Here is a 17,969-nt window from a genome sequence, read left to right as displayed (position 1 = left end):
TCCCTCACCACGACTCCGTCGCGCCTTCGCGGGGGCCCGTCGGGGCGGGGCGGGCCGGGGTGCGCAGGCGCAGGGCGAGGAGGGGGAAGAGGAGGACGGAGGCCATGCCGGCGCCTACCAGGGCGGCGGCTTCGCCGGGGCGCAGGACGTTGTCGTCGAGGCCGATGGTGGTGATGGCGACGACCAGCGGGAGGGCGGTGGAGCCGTAGAGCATCAGGGCGCCGCGGTCGCGGCGGGTGAGGTCGCGGGGGGCCAGGAGGGCGATGGGCAGTCCGCGTACGAGGAGGAAGAGGGCGAGGAAGACGGGCAGGAGCAGGAGCGGACGGCCGTTGTCCAAGAGGGAGGCGAGGTCGAATTCGATGCCGGTGACGATGAAGAAGAGCGGGACGAGGAAGCCGAAGCCCATCGCCTCGATCTTGCCGAGGATCTCGTCGCTGGACTCGGGGGCCGCGCCGGTCAGCACCAGGCGCATGATGATGCCGGCCGCGAAGGCGCCGAGCAGGACGTCCAGCCCGAAGGCCTGGGAGATGCCGAGCATCACGGCCAGCAGCAGCACGAAGAAGCGGATGGCGAACTGGCCGCTGGAGTGCAGGGTCTTGGCGATGACGCGGGAGAACCAGGGCGGCGTGGGGCGCAGCGCCCAGTAGACCGCGGCGGCGGTGAGCAGGGCGAACGCGGCGAGCAGGACGGTGGATTCGCCGGCGCCCCGGCCGCTGAGGAGCAGGGCCATGGCGATGATGGGGCCGAACTCGCCGACCGCGCCGGTGGCCATCATCACCGAGCCGAAGCGGGTGCCCAGGTCGCCGGAGTCGCGCAGGACCGGCAGGACGGTACCCAGGGCCGTACTGGTCAGGGCGGTGCCGATGACGAAGGCCTTGGTGGCGCTGCCGGCCGAGATCGCGAAGGCGATGGCCAGGGCGGCGGCGAGGGCGATGAGCCAGGCGTAGCAGGAGCGGGTGAGGGTGTCGCCGCGGACCTTGTCGAACTCGATCTCGTACCCGGCCAGGAAGATCAGGGTGGCCAGGCCCAGTTGGGACAGCGCGTCGATGACCTGGTCGCGGTGGGCCCAGCCCAGCACGTCCGGGCCGATGAGGATGCCGAGGACGATCTCGAAGATGACCAGGGGGACGGGCAGCCAGCGGCCGAGGCCGTAGGCGAGGAGCGGGGCGGCCACGGCGATCGCCATGATGAGGATGAGGGTCCCGGACTGCGACATGGGGGGTATTTACCACATAGGGGGCAAAGCGCAGCGGTGATGGGACGGGTTCAGGGGGCGGGGGAAGCGGGGCGGCCGGCCTCGGCGGAGGGGGCCGCGCCGCGGGCCGGGGGCAGGGGGCGCGAGGCCCGGCGGCGGGCCGCCCACTCCGCCAGGGCGCCCAGGGCGGCGATGGCCACCGAGACACCGATGCCCAGGAGGGCGGCGTTGAGCGGATCGCCCGCCCAGGCACTGCCGAGGTAGCCCAGGCCCACCGAGTACGTCGCCCAGATCGACTCCGCGACGGCGGCGGCGAGCGCGAAGCGGCGTACGGGATAGCGCAGTACGCCCGAGACCACCGCCCCGGCGATGCGGCCGCTGGGCAGGAAGCGCACCGCGACCAGGAAGGGCAGGCCGCGGCGGCGGATGCGCACGGTGGTCCACTGCATCAGGGCGCGGCGGCGCGGGCGGCGCAGCATCCAGGCGCGCGCGGGGCCGCCGAAGCGGCGGGCCGTCAGCAGCATCAGCAGATCGCCGGCGAGCGCACTGCCCGCGACGACCGCGAGGACCAGCGCCAGGGAGAGCTCACCCTGCGAGGCGAGCACGCCGGCGGTGACGAGCAGGGCGGAGTTCGGCAGCAGCGGCGGCGCGGTCGTCAGCGCCAGCAGCCCGTACAGGGAGAGCGCGTCCATGGCGCCCGCCTCCTCGGTCCTCCCCCGAGCTCATATCCCCCAGGCTGACGCGCGTTTGGGCGCGAGGCAACGGCGGATATCGGGAGCGGCTCAGGACCGGGCTGGATTGATACCCCCTAGGGGTATACAGTGGATCCCGTGAGGGGGGAAACGGGCGACCCGGGCCCCTCGCGCACCCCGCTTGTACGACCCTGTATCCGCAGGCACCACCAAGCACCACGAGGAGAATCCATGACCGCCGCATCGACCAACGGCTCCTGCTGCACCCCCGAAGGCTCCTGCCACACCGGCGGCTCCGCCACCGACGTGCAGGTCGGCGAGGTCACCACCACCTACAAGGTGACCGGCATGACCTGCGGCCACTGCGAAGGCGCGGTCTCCGAGGAGATCTCCCAGATCGCCGGCGTCGCCTCCGTCAAGGCCGTCGCCGCCACCGGAGAGGTGACCGTCGTCTCCAGCGCCCCGCTGGACGAGGAGGCCGTACGCGCCGCCGTCGACGAGGCCGGTTACGAGCTCGTGGGCCAGGCCTGAGCCAGATGTCAGGTACGACCGCGCAGGCGCGGGTCGAGCTCGCCATCGGCGGCATGACCTGCGCCTCGTGCGCTGCGCGCATCGAGAAGAAGCTCAACCGGATGGAGGGCGTCAGCGCCTGCGTCAACTACGCGACGGAAAAGGCGACGGTCTCCTTCGGGGAGGGGGTGGCCGTCGCCGATCTGATCGCCACCGTCGAGCGGACCGGCTACACGGCCCAGGAGCCGCCGCCCGAGCCCGAAGAACCCGAGGAGGGGGCGCAGGCACCGGCCTCGGACGCCGAACTCGCCGCGCTGCGGCAGCGGGTGGGCGTCTCGGCGACCCTCGCCGTCCCCGTCGTGCTCATCTCCATGATCCCGGCCCTCCAGTTCGACAACTGGCAGTGGCTGGCGCTCACCCTGGCCGCGCCGGTGGTGGTCTGGGGCGCCGCGCCCTTCCACCGCGCCGCCTGGACCAATCTGCGCCACGGCGCCGCCACGATGGACACCCTGGTCTCGCTCGGCACCCTGGCCGCCCTGGGCTGGTCGCTGTGGGCGCTGTTCTTCGGCGACGCCGGGATGCCCGGCATGCGGCACGCCTTCGACTTCGGCGTCTCCCGTACGGACGGCTCCTCCGCGATCTACCTGGAGGCCGCGGCCGGGGTGACCGCCTTCATCCTGCTGGGTCGCTATCTGGAGGCCCGCTCCAAGCGGCGGGCGGGCGCCGCGCTGCGGGCGCTGATGGAGCTGGGCGCGCGGGACGTGGCCGTGCTGCGGGGCGGGCGCGAGGTGCGCGTCCCCGTCGAGCGGCTGAGCGTCGGGGAGCGCTTCGTCGTACGCCCCGGGGAGAAGATCGCCACGGACGGGGCCGTCGTCGAGGGGACCGCCGCGGTGGACGCCTCGATGCTGACCGGCGAGTCGGTGCCGGTGGACGTGGCCCCGGGCGACGCCGTGACCGGCGCGAGCGTGAACACCTCCGGGCGGCTGGTCGTCGAGGCCACCCGCGTCGGCGCCGACACCCAGCTGGCGCGGATGGCCGAGCTGGTGGAGCGCGCGCAGACGGGCAAGGCCCGGGTGCAGCGCCTGGCGGACCGCATCTCCGCGGTCTTCGTCCCCGTCGTCCTGCTGATCGCGCTGGGCACCCTGGCCGTCTGGCTGGCGCTGACCGGCGATGCCAGCGCCTCCTTCACCGCGGCGGTCGCCGTCCTGATCATCGCCTGCCCCTGTGCGCTGGGACTCGCGACGCCGACCGCGCTGATGGTCGGTACGGGGCGCGGGGCCCAGCTCGGCATCCTGATCAAGGGGCCCGAGGTGCTGGAGTCGACCCGGCGGGTGGACACCGTCGTCCTGGACAAGACCGGCACGGTCACCACGGGCCGGATGCGCCTCACGCAGGCCCTCGCGGCGCCGGGCGTGGACGAGGAGGAACTGCTGCGGCTGGCCGGTTCGCTGGAGCACGCCTCCGAGCATCCGCTCGCCCGCGCCATCGCGCAGGGCGCCGTGGAGCGGGTGGGATCGCTGCCCGTGCCGGACGGCTTCGCGAACGCGGCCGGGCTGGGCGTGCGCGGCACGGTCGAGGGGCGCACCGTGGCCGTCGGGCGCCCGGAACTGCTGCGGCAGGACGGCATCGAACTGCCCGCCGACCTGTCGGCCGCCGCCGAGCAGGCCCAGCAGGCGGGGCGTACGGCCGTGCTGGTGGCCTGGGACGGCCGGGCGCGCGGAGTGCTGTCGGTGGCCGACGCGGTCAAGGAGAGCAGCGCCGAGGCGGTCACCCGGCTGCGGGCGCTGGGCCTGACGCCGGTGCTGCTGACCGGCGACAACGCCGCCGTGGCGCGGGCGGTGGCCCGCGAGGTGGGGATCGACGAGGTGATCGCCGAGGTCCTGCCCGAGGACAAGGTCGCGCAGATCAGGCGGCTGCAGGCCGAGGGCCGCAGCGTGGCGATGGTCGGGGACGGGGTGAACGACGCGGCCGCGCTGGCCACCGCCGACCTGGGCCTGGCGATGGGCACGGGCACGGACGCGGCCATCGAGGCGGCCGATCTCACGCTCGTCCGCGGCGATCTGCGGGTGGCGGCCGACGCGATCCGGCTCTCCCGCCGGACGCTGGCCACGATCAAGGGCAACCTCTTCTGGGCGTTCGGCTACAACGTCGCGGCGATCCCGCTCGCCGCGGCCGGGATGCTCAACCCGATGATCGCGGGCGCCGCGATGGCCTTCTCGTCGGTCTTCGTGGTCAGCAACAGCCTCCGACTCCGGACGTTCAGCTAGTTATCCCCGCTTCTTCACAAAGCTCCCACAACTGACACAACACTCATACGCAAGGGCCCTGATCTCCAGATCGGGGCCCTTGACCGTTTTCGCCCCCATATGGCAAGAGACCTAGATCACAGCGAATTCGAGGTAACCATCCAGGGGGGTCGTGAGTCTAACCGTGCGGTGCGAGCACCCCGGCGGGGCTCACACCACGACGGCCAGGCCGATCTTGGGGGATCTGCCAGGCTAACGCGTGGCCGGGGCGACGTACTCGGGGAGCTTTGAGCGGCCCTCCCGTACGTGCGCGTCCCGGCAGATCGCGGCGCGAGCCGCGGCGTTTCCGCGGCCACCAGGCGCCCGGACGGATCCCGTGGGGGGAATCCGACCCGGGAAATGAGGAAGCGCCCCGCGCTCCGGACCCGTGGGGGGATCTGGAGGCGGGGCGCTTTCGTTGTTCCTTGGTACGGACCTCCGGCGGCTGCCGGCTGTCCCTACCGGCCGCGGGCCACGGCCAGGCTCTCCAGGGGAAAGGTCATCGACGCCGCCTGCCGCTCCCGCAGCGTCCGCTCGGGCACCGTACGGAAGTAGGCGTCCCGCTCGGCGCACGCCCGCTCACCCGTCGCCTGCTCGATGTCGCTCAGCTCGCGCGAGGCCGCGGTCACCTGCCGGGTGCGCTCCCGCCGCGCGTCCTCGTACCGGCGCAGCGCCGCGGCCGGGTCACCGGCGCCCTGGAGGCTGTGCGCCAGCACGACGGCGTCCTCGATGGCCATGCCGGAGCCCTGGCCGAGGCTGGTGAGCATGGGGTGGGCGGCGTCGCCGAGCAGCGTCACCGGACCCTGGCCCCAGCGCTCCAGGAAGGCCCGGTCGCGCGTGGGCACGCCGAGGATCTTCTCCTCGGGCGTCAGCTCGACGGCCAGCCGCACCTCCTCGGCCCACCCCTCGAAGGCGCGCAGCACGGCTTGCTTTCCGGCCCGGCCGCCCCGCCAGTGCGCCGAGTCGGCCGCCGGCATGTCCTGGGTGCCCCACCAGTACAGGTTGCCGTGGCCGATGTCGATCAGTCCGAAGCGGCGTCCGCTGCCCCAGTAGTGGTGCACGGAGCCGGGGGTCAGGCGCGGGTGCCGGTAGGGGGTCAGGCCCAGCCAGGCGATATAGCCGCTGTCCCGGTACGGCTCATCGGGGCCCACCAGTTGCCGGCGTACGACGGAGTGGAAGCCGTCGGCGCCTATGAGGACGTCGGCGTCCGCGTACCGGCCGTCCTGGAAGCGGATGCGCACCCCGTCCCCGTGCGGCTCGAAACCGCTCGCCAGGGCGCCCAGTTCGATGCTCACATCGCCCGCCGCCGCCAGCAGGGCCGCCTGGAGCCCGGGGCGGCTGATGCACACGCTCGGCGCGCCGACGGCGGCGGCGGTCTCGGCGATCGGCAGGGCGCGGATCAGCTCGCCGCGGGGCGTACGGATGTCGTACGAGGCCACGGTCTGGCCGCGCTTCTCCAGGCCCAGGTCGATACCGAGGGTGTCCAGCGCGGACAGTGCGTTGCTCATCACGGACAGCCCCGAACCGGCGGCCTTCAGCTCGCCGGCCCGCTCGAATACCTCTACCTCCACGCCCACGTGGCGCAGCGCGACGGCGGTGGCCAGCCCACCGATCCCGGCACCGATCACGGCGGCCCTGACCGGGCGGTGGTTCAGCTGGTGTGCGGTCATGTCACTCTTCCTCGTCCAGGTGCTGCGCGGTCCGGTTCCCGTGGCGCCAACGACGTCCGGCCCCCGCCCCGATGGGGGCAGGGGCCGGAGGCCGGTGGTGCGGTGCTGGTCCTGCTGGCGTCAGCGCTGCTCGACCGGGACGAAGTCGCGCTCGACGACGCCGGTGTAGATCTGGCGCGGACGGCCGATGCGGGAGCCGGGCTCCTTGATCATCTCGTGCCACTGGGCGATCCAGCCGGGGAGCCGGCCGAGCGCGAAGAGCACGGTGAACATCTCGGTCGGGAAGCCCATGGCCCGGTAGATCAGACCGGTGTAGAAGTCGACGTTCGGGTAGAGCTTGCGCGAGACGAAGTAGTCGTCGGAGAGCGCGTGCTCCTCCAGCTTCAGGGCGATGTCCAGCAGCTCGTCGGACTTGCCGAGCGCGGAGAGGACGTCGTGCGCCGCCGCCTTGATGATCTTCGCCCGGGGGTCGAAGTTCTTGTAGACGCGGTGCCCGAAGCCCATGAGCTTCACGCCGTCTTCCTTGTTCTTCACCTTGCGGATGAAGGAGTCGACGTCGCCGCCGTCGCGCTGGATGCCCTCGAGCATCTCCAGCACGGACTGGTTGGCGCCGCCGTGCAGCGGGCCCCACAGGGCGTTGATGCCGGCCGAGATCGAGGCGAAGAGGTTCGCCTGCGAGGAGCCGACCAGACGCACGGTGGAGGTCGAGCAGTTCTGCTCGTGGTCCGCGTGCAGGATCAGCAGCTTGTCCAGCGCGCTGACGACGACCGGGTCGAGCTCGTACTCGGCGGCGGGCACCGAGAAGGTCATGCGCAGGAAGTTCTCGACGTAGCCGAGGTCGTTACGCGGGTAGACCACGGGGTGGCCGACCGACTTCTTGTACGCGTAGGCCGCGATCGTCGGGAGCTTGGCCAGCAGGCGGATCGTGGAGATGTGGCGCTGGTGCTCGTCGAACGGGTTGTGGCTGTCCTGGTAGAACGTCGACAGCGCGCTGACCACGGAGGACAGCATCGCCATCGGGTGCGCGTCGCGCGGGAAGCCGTCGAAGAAACGCTTGACGTCCTCGTGCAGCAGGGTGTGGTAGGTGATGTCCTGCTTGAAGCTCGAGAGCTCGTCGACGGTGGGCAGCTCACCGTTGATCAGGAGGTAGGCGGTCTCCAGGAACGTGCTGCGCTCTGCGAGCTGCTCGATCGGGTAGCCGCGGTAGCGAAGAATGCCGTTCTCACCGTCGAGATAGGTGATCGCGGATTTATACGCGGCGGTGTTGCCGTAACCGGAATCCAGGGTCACCAGACCGGTCTGGGCGCGCAGCTTCGAGATGTCGAAGCCCTTGTCGCCGACGCTGCTGTCGACGACCGGGTAGCTGTATTCGCCGTCCCCGTAACGCAGTACTACAGAGTTGTCGCTCACGTCATCCCTCACCGACGTTGTGCCTCTTCTTCGAGGTGCCCTGACTGCCTATACCTTCCCCCATTTGGACCTTGGATGTGCACTCGGGGTCGGCCATAGGGCCTCAAGGCGGCACTGAGTGCCGCTTGAGCTGCCCATCCTGCTCCCCTTCGCCCCAAATGGGAAAGGGCTGACATCACATCGCACCGCCAAGTCGGTGATCCAGGGCGGTGCACCGCCGACCAGCGGATACGGTGCGTACAGCCTGGCCCAGAGCCTTGCGGGAGCCGACCAGTACCACCAGGCGTTTTGCCCTGGTCACGGCCGTATAGAGCAGATTGCGCTGCAGCATCATCCAGGCGCCGGTGGTGACCGGAATCACCACAGCCGGATACTCGCTGCCCTGGGAGCGGTGGATGGTCACCGCGTAGGCGTGTGCGAGTTCGTCAAGTTCGTCGAAGTCGTAGGGGACCTCCTCGTCCTCGTCCGTACGCACCGTCAGCCGCTGCTCGTCCGTGTCCAGAGCGGTGACGACGCCGACGGTGCCGTTGAAGACACCATTGGTGCCCTTTTCGTAGTTGTTTCGGATCTGGGTCACTTTGTCGCCGACACGGAAGACCCGGCCGCCGAAGCGGCGCTCGGGCAGGTCGGGCCTGGCCGGGGTGACCGCCTGCTGGAGCAGTCCGTTCAGCGTGCCCGCGCCGGCCGGACCGCGGTGCATGGGAGCCAGCACCTGGACGTCCCGGCGAGGGTCGAGCCCGAACTTCGCCGGGATGCGCCGGGCCACCACGTCCACCGTAAGGCGGCCGGCCTCCTCGGTGTCCTCCTCGGGGAAGAGAAAGAAGTCCGGCAGGCCCGAAGTGATGGGCGCCACACCGGAGTTGATGCGGTGGGCGTTGGTGACCACACCGGACTGCTGGGCCTGGCGGAAGATCCGGGTCAGCCGGACGGCGGGCACCGGGCTGCCCTCGGACAGCAGGTCGCGCAGCACCTCCCCGGCGCCCACGGAGGGGAGTTGGTCCACATCGCCGACCAGCAGGAGGTGGGCGCCGGGCGGCACGGCCTTGATGAGCTTGTTGGCCAGCAGCAGGTCGAGCATGGAGGCCTCGTCGACCACCACCAGGTCGGCGTCCAGCGGGCGGTCCTTGTCGTACGCGGCGTCCCCGCCGGGCTTGAGCTCCAGCAGGCGGTGAACGGTGGAGGCGTCCGCGCCGGTCAGCTCGGACAGCCGCTTGGCGGCCCGGCCGGTGGGCGCCGCGAGCACCACCTTCGCCTTCTTGGCGCGGGCCAGCTCGACCACGGAGCGGACCGTGAAGGACTTGCCGCAGCCGGGGCCGCCGGTGAGCACCGCGACCTTCTCGGTCAGCGCGAGGCGCACCGCGGCCTCCTGCTCGGGCGCCAGCTTCGCGCCCGTACGGTCCGCGAGCCAGGCCAGGGCCTTGTCCCAGGCCACGTCCCGGAAGGCCGGCATCCGGTCCTCCGGCGAGCGCAGCAGGCGCGTGAGCTGCCCGGCCAGGGAGATCTCGGCGCGGTGGAAGGGGACCAGATAGACGGCCGTCACGGGATCGCCGCCGTCGGAGGCCGGGACGCTCTCGCGGACCGCGCCCTCGGGGTCCTCTGCCAGCTCGGCCAGGCAGTCGATGACCAGGCCGGTGTCCACCTGGAGCAACTTGACGGCGTCCGCGATCAGTTGCTCCTCGGGGAGGAAGCAGTGGCCCTGGTCGGTGGACTGGGACAGGGCGTACTGCAGGCCCGCCTTGACCCGGTCGGGGCTGTCGTGCGGGATGCCGACCGCCTGCGCGATGCGGTCGGCGGTCAGGAAGCCGATGCCCCAGACGTCGGCCGCCAGGCGGTAGGGCTGGTTTTTGACCACGGAGATGGAGGCGTCGCCGTACTTCTTGTAGATGCGCACCGCGATGGAGGTGGAGACGCCGACGCCCTGGAGGAAGACCATGACCTCCTTGATGGCCTTCTGCTCCTCCCAGGCGGCGCCGATCATCTTGGTGCGCTTGGGGCCCAGGCCCGGCACCTCGACCAGCCGCTCCGGCTCGTTCTCGATCACCTCCAGGGTGTCCGTGCCGAAGTGCTCGGTGATGCGGTCGGCGATGCGCGGGCCGATGCCCTTGATCAGGCCGGAGCCGAGGTAGCGGCGGATGCCCTGGATGGTGGCGGGGAGCACGGTGGTGTAGTTCTCGACCGTGAACTGCTTGCCGTATTGCGGGTGCGAGCCCCAACGGCCCTCCATCCGCAGCGACTCCCCCGGCTGCGCGCCCAGGAGCGAACCGACGACGGTGAGCAGATCGCCCGATCCGCGGCCGGTGTCGACGCGCGCGACGGTGTAGCCGCTGTCCTCGTTGGCGTAGGTGATCCGCTCCAGGACCCCTTCGACCACGGCTGGTGTGAACATGCGACGACGGTACCGCCGGGCTGTGACATCGCGTCGGGGCCTGTGGACAACGGTCGGGGGGCCTGGCAGGAGAGGCGGCAAACGCCTGGCGGGAGCGCTTCTTCGCGGGGTCGGGAGGGTGTTTCGAGGGGCCCGGTGCAGCGACCGGGCCCCTCGGCTCCCCCCTCCGCGCGGGCCCCTGGAATCCCCCCGGATCCACCCCCTGGATGCCCGACGCCAAGTACGACACTCAGGGGCGGACAAGGGTTGCGCGATTTCGGGGAGTAATTCCGAAGTGACTCAACGCGCCGGAGCCGGGCCGCGGTTGCGCCTTCCGGGCGGGGCGGGCCTGCGCGAGCGTCATGGGTATGAGTACCGAATCGCTGCACAGCGACGTACTGAACGAACTCGGCGACGACCGCCTCCAAGAGCTGGCCACGGAGATGGGCACCGACACCGACGGCGCCAAGCAGGTGGTGCAGAGCACGGTCTCCGAACTGCCGCCGGAGGTGACCGAACCGCCCCAGCCCTCGGGCGGGGGCGGCGGGCTGGGCGGGCTGACGGGCAAGCTCGGCGGCCTCACCGGCGGGCTCGGCGGGGCGGCGGGCGGGGCCATGGGCGCGGGGATGGCCGGGAAGGTCGCCGGGCCGGTGGCCGACGCGGTCTCCAAGCGGACGGGGCTGCCCAGGGAAGCGGTGCTCAAGGGGGTGGAGATGGTGCTTCCCGTGGTGATGAAGGTGATCGCCAAGAGGAAGGCGGGGTAGCGGGCGGCGGGTCAGGGGGCCGCGGGTCAGGGGCCGCGGCGGTACGGCTCCCCGGCAGTACGTGGGCGGCGAAGCGGTCCAGGGTCTCGGCCAGGACCGCTGCGCCCTCGCGCGCCCACAGCGCCTCGTTGAAGATCTCCACCTCGATGGGGCCGTGGTAGCCCGCGGCCGCCACCCGGTCGCGGAACCAGCCGAAGTCGACGCAGCCGTCGCCGAGTTGGCCGCGCCCAAGAAGCGCTCCGGCGGGCAGCGGGGTGACCCAGTCGGCGAGCTGGAAGGCCGCGATGCGCTCGCCGGCCCGGGCGAGCTGCGTGGCCAAGGTGTCGTCCCACCACAGGTGGTAGGTGTCCACGACCACGCCCACCTGCTCGGGCGGGAAGCGTTCGGCCAGGTCCAGGGCCTGGCCGAGGGTGGAGAGGACACAGCGGTCCGCCGCGTACATGGGGTGGAGCGGTTCGACGGCCAGGCGTACGCCCCGCTCGGCGGCGTACGGGGACAGCTCGGCCAGGGCGCTCGCGACCCGCTCGCGGGCGCCGGGCAGATCGCGGCTGCCGGGCGGCAGACCGCCGCAGACCAGCACGAGGGTGGCGGTGCCGAGCGCCGCCGCTTCCCGTACGGCGGCCCGGTTGTCGGCGAGCGCGGCCGCGCGCCCGCCGGGGTCGGCGGCGGTGAGGAAGCCGCCGCGGCACAGGGAGGTCACCGTCAGGCCGCTGTCGCGCATCAGCCGGGCGGCGGCGCCTACGCCGTACTCCTGGACCGGCCCGCGCCACAGCCCCACCCCGCGCACGCCCGCCGCCGCGCAGCCCGCGGCGAGTTCGGGCAGCGACCACTGGCGTACGGTCTGCTGGTTGAGGCTGAAGCGCGACAGGGCGCCCGGCGGGGCGCTCATGGCGTCGCTCCGTGGGCCGCCAGGAGCGACGCCATACGGGACGCCGCCAGGTCCGGGTCGGGGAACAGGCCGAGCCCGTCGGCCAGTTCGTAGACCCGGCGCAGATGCGGCAGGGAGCGGGCCGAGTGGGCCGAACCGACCATGGTGAAGTGCGGCTGGTGCCCGGCCAGCCACGCCAGCAGCACGATGCCGGTCTTGTAGTGGCGGGTGGGCGGGGCGAAGAGGTGGCGGGCGAGCGGCACGGTCGGGTCCAGGAGCGCGCGGAAGCCGGGCGAATCCCCCGCGTCCAGGGCGCGCAGGGCGCGGGCGGCGAGCGGCGCGAGCGGGTCCAGGACGCCCAGCAGGGCGTGGCTGAAGCCCGCTTCGTCGCCCGCGATCAGCTCGGGGTAGTGCAGGTCGTCGCCCGTGTAGCAGCGCACCTCCGCGGGCAGGCGGCGGCGCAGCCGGATCTCCCGCCCGGCGTCCAGGAGGGAGACCTTGACGCCGTCGACCTTGCCGGGGTGCTCGGCGATGATCCGCACCAGGGTGTCGGCGGCGGCGTCCAGGTCGGCGCTGCCCCAGTAGCCCGCCAGCGCGGGATCGAACATCGGGCCGAGCCAGTGCAGGACGACCGGCTCGGCCGCCTGGCGCAGGAGGTGGCCGTACAGCTCGGCGTAGGCGTCCGGGCCCTGGGCCACGGCGGCCAGTTGGCGGGAGGCCATCAGGACGGCTCTGGCACCCGCCGCTTCGACGAGCGCGAGCTGCTCCTCGTACGCGGCCCGCACGTGCGCCAACGCGGCTCTGCGCTGCGGCAGTTGACCGGGCCCGGTGGGCCGGTCGGCTCCGGTGAGGTGGCCGGTCCCGGTGAAGGGGCCGGTCCCGGTGAGGTGGCCGGTCCCGGCGAAGGGGGCGGTCCCGGTGAGCTGGTCGGTGCCGGCGCCGCAGAGCAGCATCCCGCCGCAGGCGCGTGCCTCGGCGGCGGTGCGGCGGATCAGTTCGGCGGCCGTGTCCCAGTCCAGGCCGGCGCCGCGCTGTGCGGTGTCCATCGCCTCGGCCACGCCGAGGCCGTGGGACCACAGGTGGCGGCGGAAGGCGAGGGTGGCGTCCCAGTCGAGGGCGGCCGGGCCCTGGGGGCCGGTGCCGGCCTGCGGGGCGGCGACGACGTGTGCGGCGGCGTAGACGGTGCGCGAGCACGGGCCCGCCGGGGCCGCTCCGGTACGGCTCACCGGGGCAGCTCCGGTACGTCCAGGCGTCGGCCCTCGGCCGCCGACCGCCTGCCCAGTTCGGCCAGTTGGACGCCGCGCGCGCCCGCGAACAGGTCCCAGCGCCAGGGCTCGTCACGGACGACGTGCCGCAGGAACAGCTCCCACTGCGCCCTGAAGGCGCCCGGGAACTCCTCGTTGTCGGGCACCTCCTGCCACTGCTCGCGAAAGCGATCGCCCGCCGGGGCGTCGGGGTTCCACACCGGTCTGGGGGTCACCGAGCGGTGCTGGACGCGGCAGTGGCGCAGGCCCGCGACGGCCGAGCCGTGGGTGCCGTCCACCTGGAACTCCAGCAGCTCCTCGCGGTGCAGCCGCACCGCCCAGGAGGAGTTGATCTGTGCGATCGTGCCGCCCGCCAGCTCGAAGATGCCGTACGCGGCGTCGTCCGCGGTGGCCTCGTACTCCTCGCCGGACTCGTCCCAGCGGCGCGGGATGTGGGTGGCCAGCTGCGCCTGTACGGTGCGCGGCGCGCCGAACAGCTCGTGGAGCACGTACTCCCAGTGCGGGAACATGTCGGTCGCGATGCCGCCGCCGTCCTCGGCGCGGTAGTTCCACGAGGGCCGCTGGGCCCGCTGTCCGTCGCCCTGAGCGTCGCCCTCGAAGACCCAGTAGCCGAACTCCCCGCGCACGGACAGGATCCGGCCGAAGAAGCCGCCGTCCACCAGGCGGCGCAGCTTGCGCAGGCCCGGCAGGAAGAGCTTGTCCTGGACGACGCCGTGCCTGACGCCCGCGGCGCGCGCCAGCCGGGCCAGCTCCAGCGCCCGGTCGAGGCCGTCCGCCGTCGGCTTCTCCACATAGATGTGCTTGCCCGCCGCGATCGCCTTCTTCACCGCCGCCGCGCGGGCGGCGGTGACCTGGGCGTCGAAGTAGATCTCCACGCGGTCGTCGCCGAGCGCGGTGTCCAGGTCGGTGATCCAGTGCTCCAGGCCGTACCGCCCGGCGAGCGCCGCGAGCCGCTGTTCGCTGCGGCCCACCAGCACGGGCTCGGGCCAGATCGCCGTGCCGTCGCCCAGGTCGAGCCCGCCCTGCTCGCGCAGCGCGAGCAGGGAGCGGACCAGGTGCTGGTGGTGGCCCATGCGCCCGGTCACCCCGTTCATGGCGATGCGTACGGTTCTGCGCGTCACTGCCGCCCCTCCCACTCGCCCGGCACCGCGCGTACCGCCCGCGCGGCACGCGCCGGTGTGCGCGTCACACCGCGGCGGGTGCCGCGGTACGCGCCGCGGGCGAAGCTAGCCCGCGGCACGGACCGCGCCAAGAGGGCCGACGGCCCGCACGGTCCGCACGCCGGTCAGCCGACCACCACGGTCCGCGCCCGTGCGACAGCCAGCCGACCACCACGGTCCGCGTCCGGGCGGCGGTCAGCCGATCACCACCGTCCACGGCCGGACGGTCCACCGCTCGACCAGGCCGTGGCGCACATACGGGTCCTGGGCGGCGAACCGCTCGACCACGGAGCGGTCCTCGGTCCGCCACACCAGCAGGGCCCGGTCGGCCGGCTCGGACAGCGCGCCCGCGAGCAGCAGTTCGCCCCGCTCGCGGGCCGCGTCCGCCAGGGCCAGATGCTCCTGGCGGTACGGCTGCCGCCGCTCGATGTACCCGTCCACCAGCGTGTACTCCAGCACGTAGTACGCCAAGGAGGTCTCCTTCCGAGAACTGTCGGGGCTTCGAGTGTGACCCACCCCCGCAAGTGGCCCACCCTCGCAAGCGGCTCACCTCTGCGCCTGGCTGGCCTCTGCGTGTGGCTCACCTCCGCGCCTGGCTCACCCCGCCTGCTGCGCGCCCGCCGGGCACACGGTGTCCCGGGCGGGCCGCTGCCCGGTGATCAGGAACCTGTTCACCACGGTGTCCCCGCAGGAGTCGGCGGTGCCGTGGTAGGCGATGTGGCCGCCGGCGTCCACCGTCACCATGCGGGCCCGGTCGCCGAAGGCCCGGCGGGCCTTGAGGGCGCCGCTGTGGGGTGAGGCGGGGTCGCGGAGGTTCTGTATGAGCAGGACGTTGGACGGTCCGTCGTCGGTGATCCGGGGCAGCGGCTCGGCGGGTCCGGTCGGCCAGAAGGTGCACGGTGTGACGTTCACCGGCATGCCGGCGGTGAGGGGGTGCCGGATGCGCTCGGCGGCCACCTCCCGCTCGTAGGAGGGCAGATCGCGCGGCCAGGCGGTGTCGTTGCACAGGGTCGCCAGGGCCACCGCGGTCGGCGCCTGCGCCCCGGCCACCTCCTGCGGGCTCGTGGGCAGCCGCATCGGGCCGGGTGGCGGCGGGAGTTCGGCGGGTCTGCCGTCGAGGGTGTCCTGGGCCGCGCGCATCAGTTCGGCCAGGCCGCGGAAGGCGCTCTCCGAGGCCGGTCCAGGGCCGCTGGGGATCAGGGAGTTGAGCATCATCTGCCGCAGCGCGTTGCCGTTCAGCACCGCGTGGGCGGCACCCGGCCAGGGCAGGGGTGTGCGGTCCAGCCGCTCGGCCAGCCGCAGGAACTGCGCGCGGACGGCGGCCGGTCCGGGAGCGAGCGGACGCCCGGAGGCGGGGCCGGACGCCCAGCGGGCGAAGTCCGGGAAGCGGTCCTCGGCGCCGGTGGCGAAGCTCGCCATCCAGCCGCGCTCGGCCCGCAGCGGGTCCGGGTCGTTGTTGGTGTCCAGCACCCAGCGGTCGGTGCGCCCGGGGAACAACTGGGCGTACACGGCACCGACATAGCTGCCGTAGGACCAGCCCAGCGCGGAGATCCTGCGCTCGCCCAGGGCCTGCCGGATGCGGTCGATGTCGCGGGCCTCGTTGAGGGTGCTCGCACTGCGCAGCACCGGCCCGCCGTGTTCGGCGCACTGCCGCGCCAGCCGGCGGCCGGTGGTGATGTTGTCCGCGATGCCGCCGTCGGCGGCGGGCCAGGGGCGCAGCGCCATGAGGGTCAGATCGCCGGGCGCCAGGCGGCAGTCGACCGGCGCGGAGGCGCCGAGGCCGCGCGGGTCGAAGCCGACGATGTCGTACATCTCGCGTACCTGGCGCGGGAGTTGTGTGACCGAAGGGGTCGCAAGGCCCGCGCCGCCGGGGCCCTCCGGGATCAGGACCAGGGTGCCGCGGCGCGCGGACGGCTTCTCGGCGGGGATGCGCGATACGGCGAGCTCTGTCCGGCGGCCGTCGGGCCTGCGGTAGTCCAGCGGGACGGAGACGGTGCCGCACTGCCGCTCGGCGCCCGCCCCCGGTCCGGTGCCCGCCCCGGCGCTGCGCGCTTCCCCCTTGCACGGCGCCCACGTGAGCGGGGAGGCCGCGCTCGCCGACGCCAGTGGTGTCACCAGTGTCAGTACGAGCGCCGCCGCCGCGCCAAGTGCCCCCGTGCGCTTGATGTTTCGCATGCCTTCAGCGTGCCGGGCGAGGCCGCCGGGCACCATCGGGGCACCCCTGGTCTTCGCCGGGGGATATCCCTAGGCTGCGGGTAGGGCCAACCCCCGATCCGCAGGAGCGGTCCCATGAAATTCGCCTTCTCCACACTCGGCGTCCCCGGTCTGCCCCTCGGCGAGGTGGCGCGGCTGGCGGCCCGTACCGGCTATGACGGCGTGGAGCTGCGCGCCCACCCCGAGGAGCCGGTCCACACAGGCATCGGACCCGGTGAACGGGCCGCGGTCCGCGCCGAGTTCGCGGCGGCCGGGGTCGAGGTGCTGGCCGTCGCCGGGTACGTCCGCGTCGCCGAGGAGCGGGACGCGGCGGGCGAGAAGGAGCTCGCGGACGACCTGGGCGGGCTGGTGGAGCTGGCCGCCGAACTGGGCGCCCCCTATGTCCGGGTCTTCCCCGGGGGCGGCGACCGGCCCGCCGCGGCAGCGGACGCGGACGCCGCCCGCCGCCTGGCCGCCGTGGCGCCGCTCGCCGCCGGGCGGGGCGTACGCGTCCTGCTGGAAACCCATGACTCGCACCGCACGGGCGCGGACGCCGCCCGCGTGCTGGGGCCCGTCGGGCACGGCAGCGTCGGCGCGGTGTGGGACGTGCTGCACACCTGGCTCGGCGGCGAGGAGCCCGCGGCGACGCACGCCGCGCTCGCCCCGCACCTGGGCTACGTCCAGGTCAAGGACGTCGCCTCGGCCGACGACACCGCTCCCCTGCCACTGGGCGCCGGAGCACTGCCGCTGGCCGCGTGCCTGGCCGCGCTCGGCCGCGAGGACTACCAGGAGGAACCCGGGCGCAGCCGCCAGGAGGAACCCGGGCGCAGCCGCCAGGGGGAACCCGGGCACAGCCACCGGGAGGACCCCGGGCTCAAGTACGGGGACCACGCCCGCGCCGGCACGCGCGACGGCTGGCTGTGCTGGGAGTACGAGAAGCGCTGGTTCCCGCAGGCGCCCGAGCTGCCCGCCCTGCTGGCACCGGGCCGCGCGCACCTGCTGCACCTGCTCTCCGCCGACCGCTGACACCGACCACTGACGCCGACCGCCGACGCCAACCACAAACGCCGACCACCGGCGCCAACCACGAACGCCGACCACGGACGCCGACCACCGCCATCGGCCGACGACGCCGCCCGCCGCCCCCACCCCCTGACTCTCCCGCACACACCACCTCCACACTCCGACCCCAGCCACCCAACTCCGCACCATTTCCCCGCAATCACGGCCATCCTGGGAACCCTCTGCGCCCGCCGGCCGTCCAAGAAGCGTGCTGCCGGTGAGTCTCCGCAGAGCGGTGTCGGCCTCGCTGCTGGCTGCGTCGCTGACCACCCTCTCCGCCGCCTGCGGCCGGCCGCACACCGCCACCGGTGCACCCCCCTCCAAACGCGCCGGTGGCGGATCAACTTCCGCTCCGTACACGGGCATTGACCAACACCACCGGCACGCACGACGGTGTCTGCTCAGAAGCCCTCGGAAGGAGCGCCCATGCACTCCAGACGTACCGTCCTGAGCGCCGGGGGGGGGGGGGGGGGGGGGGGGGGGGGGGGGGGGGGGGGGGGGGGGGGGGGGGGGGGGGGGGGGGGGGGGGG

At 73.2% G+C, this 17,969-nt stretch carries 14 protein-coding genes; 4 read left to right on the top strand and 10 right to left on the bottom strand.

What is annotated here, in order from left to right; all coding sequences use genetic code 11:
* Nucleotides 1-4: 4 nt before the first annotated feature.
* Both AC4IJH_RS37360 and AC4IJH_RS37355 read right to left on the bottom strand, forming a co-directional pair.
* Nucleotides 5-1,216 carry a cation:proton antiporter gene (locus AC4IJH_RS37360; protein WP_490856445.1) on the bottom strand — a complete coding sequence of 404 codons (1,212 nt, stop codon included), beginning with the start codon at nt 1,214-1,216 and terminating at the stop codon, nt 5-7.
* A 50-nt stretch (nt 1,217-1,266) separates the two neighbouring features.
* Nucleotides 1,267-1,887, bottom strand: coding sequence for a DedA family protein (locus AC4IJH_RS37355; protein WP_490856444.1), 621 nt, complete (start codon nt 1,885-1,887; stop codon nt 1,267-1,269).
* A 231-nt stretch (nt 1,888-2,118) separates the two neighbouring features.
* Here AC4IJH_RS37355 and AC4IJH_RS37350 point away from each other — a divergent pair, with 231 nt between their 5' ends.
* Together AC4IJH_RS37350 and AC4IJH_RS37345 are read left to right on the top strand one after the other, a co-directional pair.
* Nucleotides 2,119-2,418, top strand: a complete 300-nt coding sequence (locus AC4IJH_RS37350) for a heavy-metal-associated domain-containing protein (protein WP_490856443.1) — start codon at nt 2,119-2,121, stop codon at nt 2,416-2,418.
* A gap of 5 nt (nt 2,419-2,423) precedes the next feature.
* Nucleotides 2,424-4,664 (top strand): heavy metal translocating P-type ATPase, encoded by a 2,241-nt coding sequence (locus tag AC4IJH_RS37345; protein ID WP_490856442.1) that lies wholly within the window; start codon nt 2,424-2,426, stop codon nt 4,662-4,664.
* Between the two features lie 476 nt (nt 4,665-5,140).
* Here AC4IJH_RS37345 and AC4IJH_RS37340 read toward each other — a convergent pair whose 3' ends face one another.
* From AC4IJH_RS37340 to recD2, 3 genes are all read right to left on the bottom strand, one after another.
* Nucleotides 5,141-6,352: an FAD-dependent monooxygenase gene (locus AC4IJH_RS37340; protein WP_490856441.1), complete on the bottom strand. Its 1,212-nt coding sequence runs from the start codon at nt 6,350-6,352 to the stop codon at nt 5,141-5,143.
* A 120-nt stretch (nt 6,353-6,472) separates the two neighbouring features.
* Entirely contained in the window at nt 6,473-7,762 is a 1,290-nt protein-coding gene (locus AC4IJH_RS37335) for a citrate synthase (protein ID WP_490856440.1), read from the bottom strand.
* Nucleotides 7,763-7,937: 175 nt separating this feature from the next.
* Nucleotides 7,938-10,148, bottom strand: a complete 2,211-nt coding sequence (recD2, locus tag AC4IJH_RS37330; RefSeq protein ID WP_490856439.1) for an SF1B family DNA helicase RecD2 — start codon at nt 10,146-10,148, stop codon at nt 7,938-7,940.
* A 347-nt stretch (nt 10,149-10,495) separates the two neighbouring features.
* On the opposite strand from recD2, the gene AC4IJH_RS37325 reads away from it, so the two are divergent.
* Complete coding sequence (locus AC4IJH_RS37325; protein ID WP_490856438.1) at nt 10,496-10,891, top strand: DUF937 domain-containing protein; 396 nt, start codon at nt 10,496-10,498, stop codon at nt 10,889-10,891.
* Here the strand turns inward: AC4IJH_RS37325 and AC4IJH_RS37320 are convergent.
* From AC4IJH_RS37320 to AC4IJH_RS37300, 5 genes are all read right to left on the bottom strand, one after another.
* On the bottom strand, nt 10,827-11,780 hold the full coding sequence (locus AC4IJH_RS37320; protein WP_490856437.1) for a sugar phosphate isomerase/epimerase family protein: 954 nt from the start codon (nt 11,778-11,780) through the stop codon (nt 10,827-10,829). The two genes, AC4IJH_RS37325 and AC4IJH_RS37320, sit on opposite strands and share 65 nt — an antisense overlap.
* Entirely contained in the window at nt 11,777-12,985 is a 1,209-nt protein-coding gene (locus AC4IJH_RS37315; RefSeq protein WP_490856436.1) for a DUF993 family protein, read from the bottom strand. The genes AC4IJH_RS37320 and AC4IJH_RS37315 overlap by 4 nt, the downstream gene beginning before the upstream one ends.
* Nucleotides 12,982-14,145, bottom strand: coding sequence for a Gfo/Idh/MocA family protein (locus AC4IJH_RS37310; RefSeq protein WP_490856435.1), 1,164 nt, complete (start codon nt 14,143-14,145; stop codon nt 12,982-12,984). The genes AC4IJH_RS37315 and AC4IJH_RS37310 overlap by 4 nt, the downstream gene beginning before the upstream one ends.
* A 234-nt stretch (nt 14,146-14,379) precedes the next feature.
* Nucleotides 14,380-14,655 carry a YciI-like protein gene (locus tag AC4IJH_RS37305; protein ID WP_490856434.1) on the bottom strand — a complete coding sequence of 92 codons (276 nt, stop codon included), beginning with the start codon at nt 14,653-14,655 and terminating at the stop codon, nt 14,380-14,382.
* 126 nt (nt 14,656-14,781) lie between these two features.
* Nucleotides 14,782-16,359 (bottom strand): alpha/beta hydrolase, encoded by a 1,578-nt coding sequence (locus tag AC4IJH_RS37300; RefSeq protein WP_490856433.1) that lies wholly within the window; start codon nt 16,357-16,359, stop codon nt 14,782-14,784.
* Nucleotides 16,360-16,473: 114 nt separating this feature from the next.
* On the opposite strand from AC4IJH_RS37300, the gene AC4IJH_RS37295 reads away from it, so the two are divergent.
* Entirely contained in the window at nt 16,474-17,403 is a 930-nt protein-coding gene (locus AC4IJH_RS37295) for a sugar phosphate isomerase/epimerase family protein (RefSeq protein WP_490856432.1), read from the top strand.
* The last annotated feature ends 566 nt before the right edge of the window (nt 17,404-17,969 follow it).

It is taken from the genome of Streptomyces sp. UF-297 (assembly GCF_058245575.1).
This window is presented reverse-complemented; position numbering and strand designations above follow the sequence as displayed.

Excerpts from the sequence above, each read along its gene's own strand:
- AC4IJH_RS37320 (WP_490856437.1), bottom strand. The coding sequence starts at position 11,780 with ATGAGCGCCCCGCCGGGCGCCCTGTCGCGCTTCAGCCTCAACCAGCAG.
- AC4IJH_RS37350 (WP_490856443.1), top strand. The coding sequence starts at position 2,119 with ATGACCGCCGCATCGACCAACGGCTCCTGCTGCACCCCCGAAGGCTCC.
- AC4IJH_RS37325 (WP_490856438.1), top strand. The coding sequence starts at position 10,496 with ATGAGTACCGAATCGCTGCACAGCGACGTACTGAACGAACTCGGCGAC.
- AC4IJH_RS37295 (WP_490856432.1), top strand. The coding sequence starts at position 16,474 with ATGAAATTCGCCTTCTCCACACTCGGCGTCCCCGGTCTGCCCCTCGGC.
- AC4IJH_RS37340 (WP_490856441.1), bottom strand. The coding sequence starts at position 6,352 with ATGACCGCACACCAGCTGAACCACCGCCCGGTCAGGGCCGCCGTGATC.
- AC4IJH_RS37345 (WP_490856442.1), top strand. The coding sequence starts at position 2,424 with ATGTCAGGTACGACCGCGCAGGCGCGGGTCGAGCTCGCCATCGGCGGC.
- recD2 (WP_490856439.1), bottom strand. The coding sequence starts at position 10,148 with ATGTTCACACCAGCCGTGGTCGAAGGGGTCCTGGAGCGGATCACCTAC.
- AC4IJH_RS37300 (WP_490856433.1), bottom strand. The coding sequence starts at position 16,359 with ATGCGAAACATCAAGCGCACGGGGGCACTTGGCGCGGCGGCGGCGCTC.
- AC4IJH_RS37360 (WP_490856445.1), bottom strand. The coding sequence starts at position 1,216 with ATGTCGCAGTCCGGGACCCTCATCCTCATCATGGCGATCGCCGTGGCC.
- AC4IJH_RS37355 (WP_490856444.1), bottom strand. The coding sequence starts at position 1,887 with ATGGACGCGCTCTCCCTGTACGGGCTGCTGGCGCTGACGACCGCGCCG.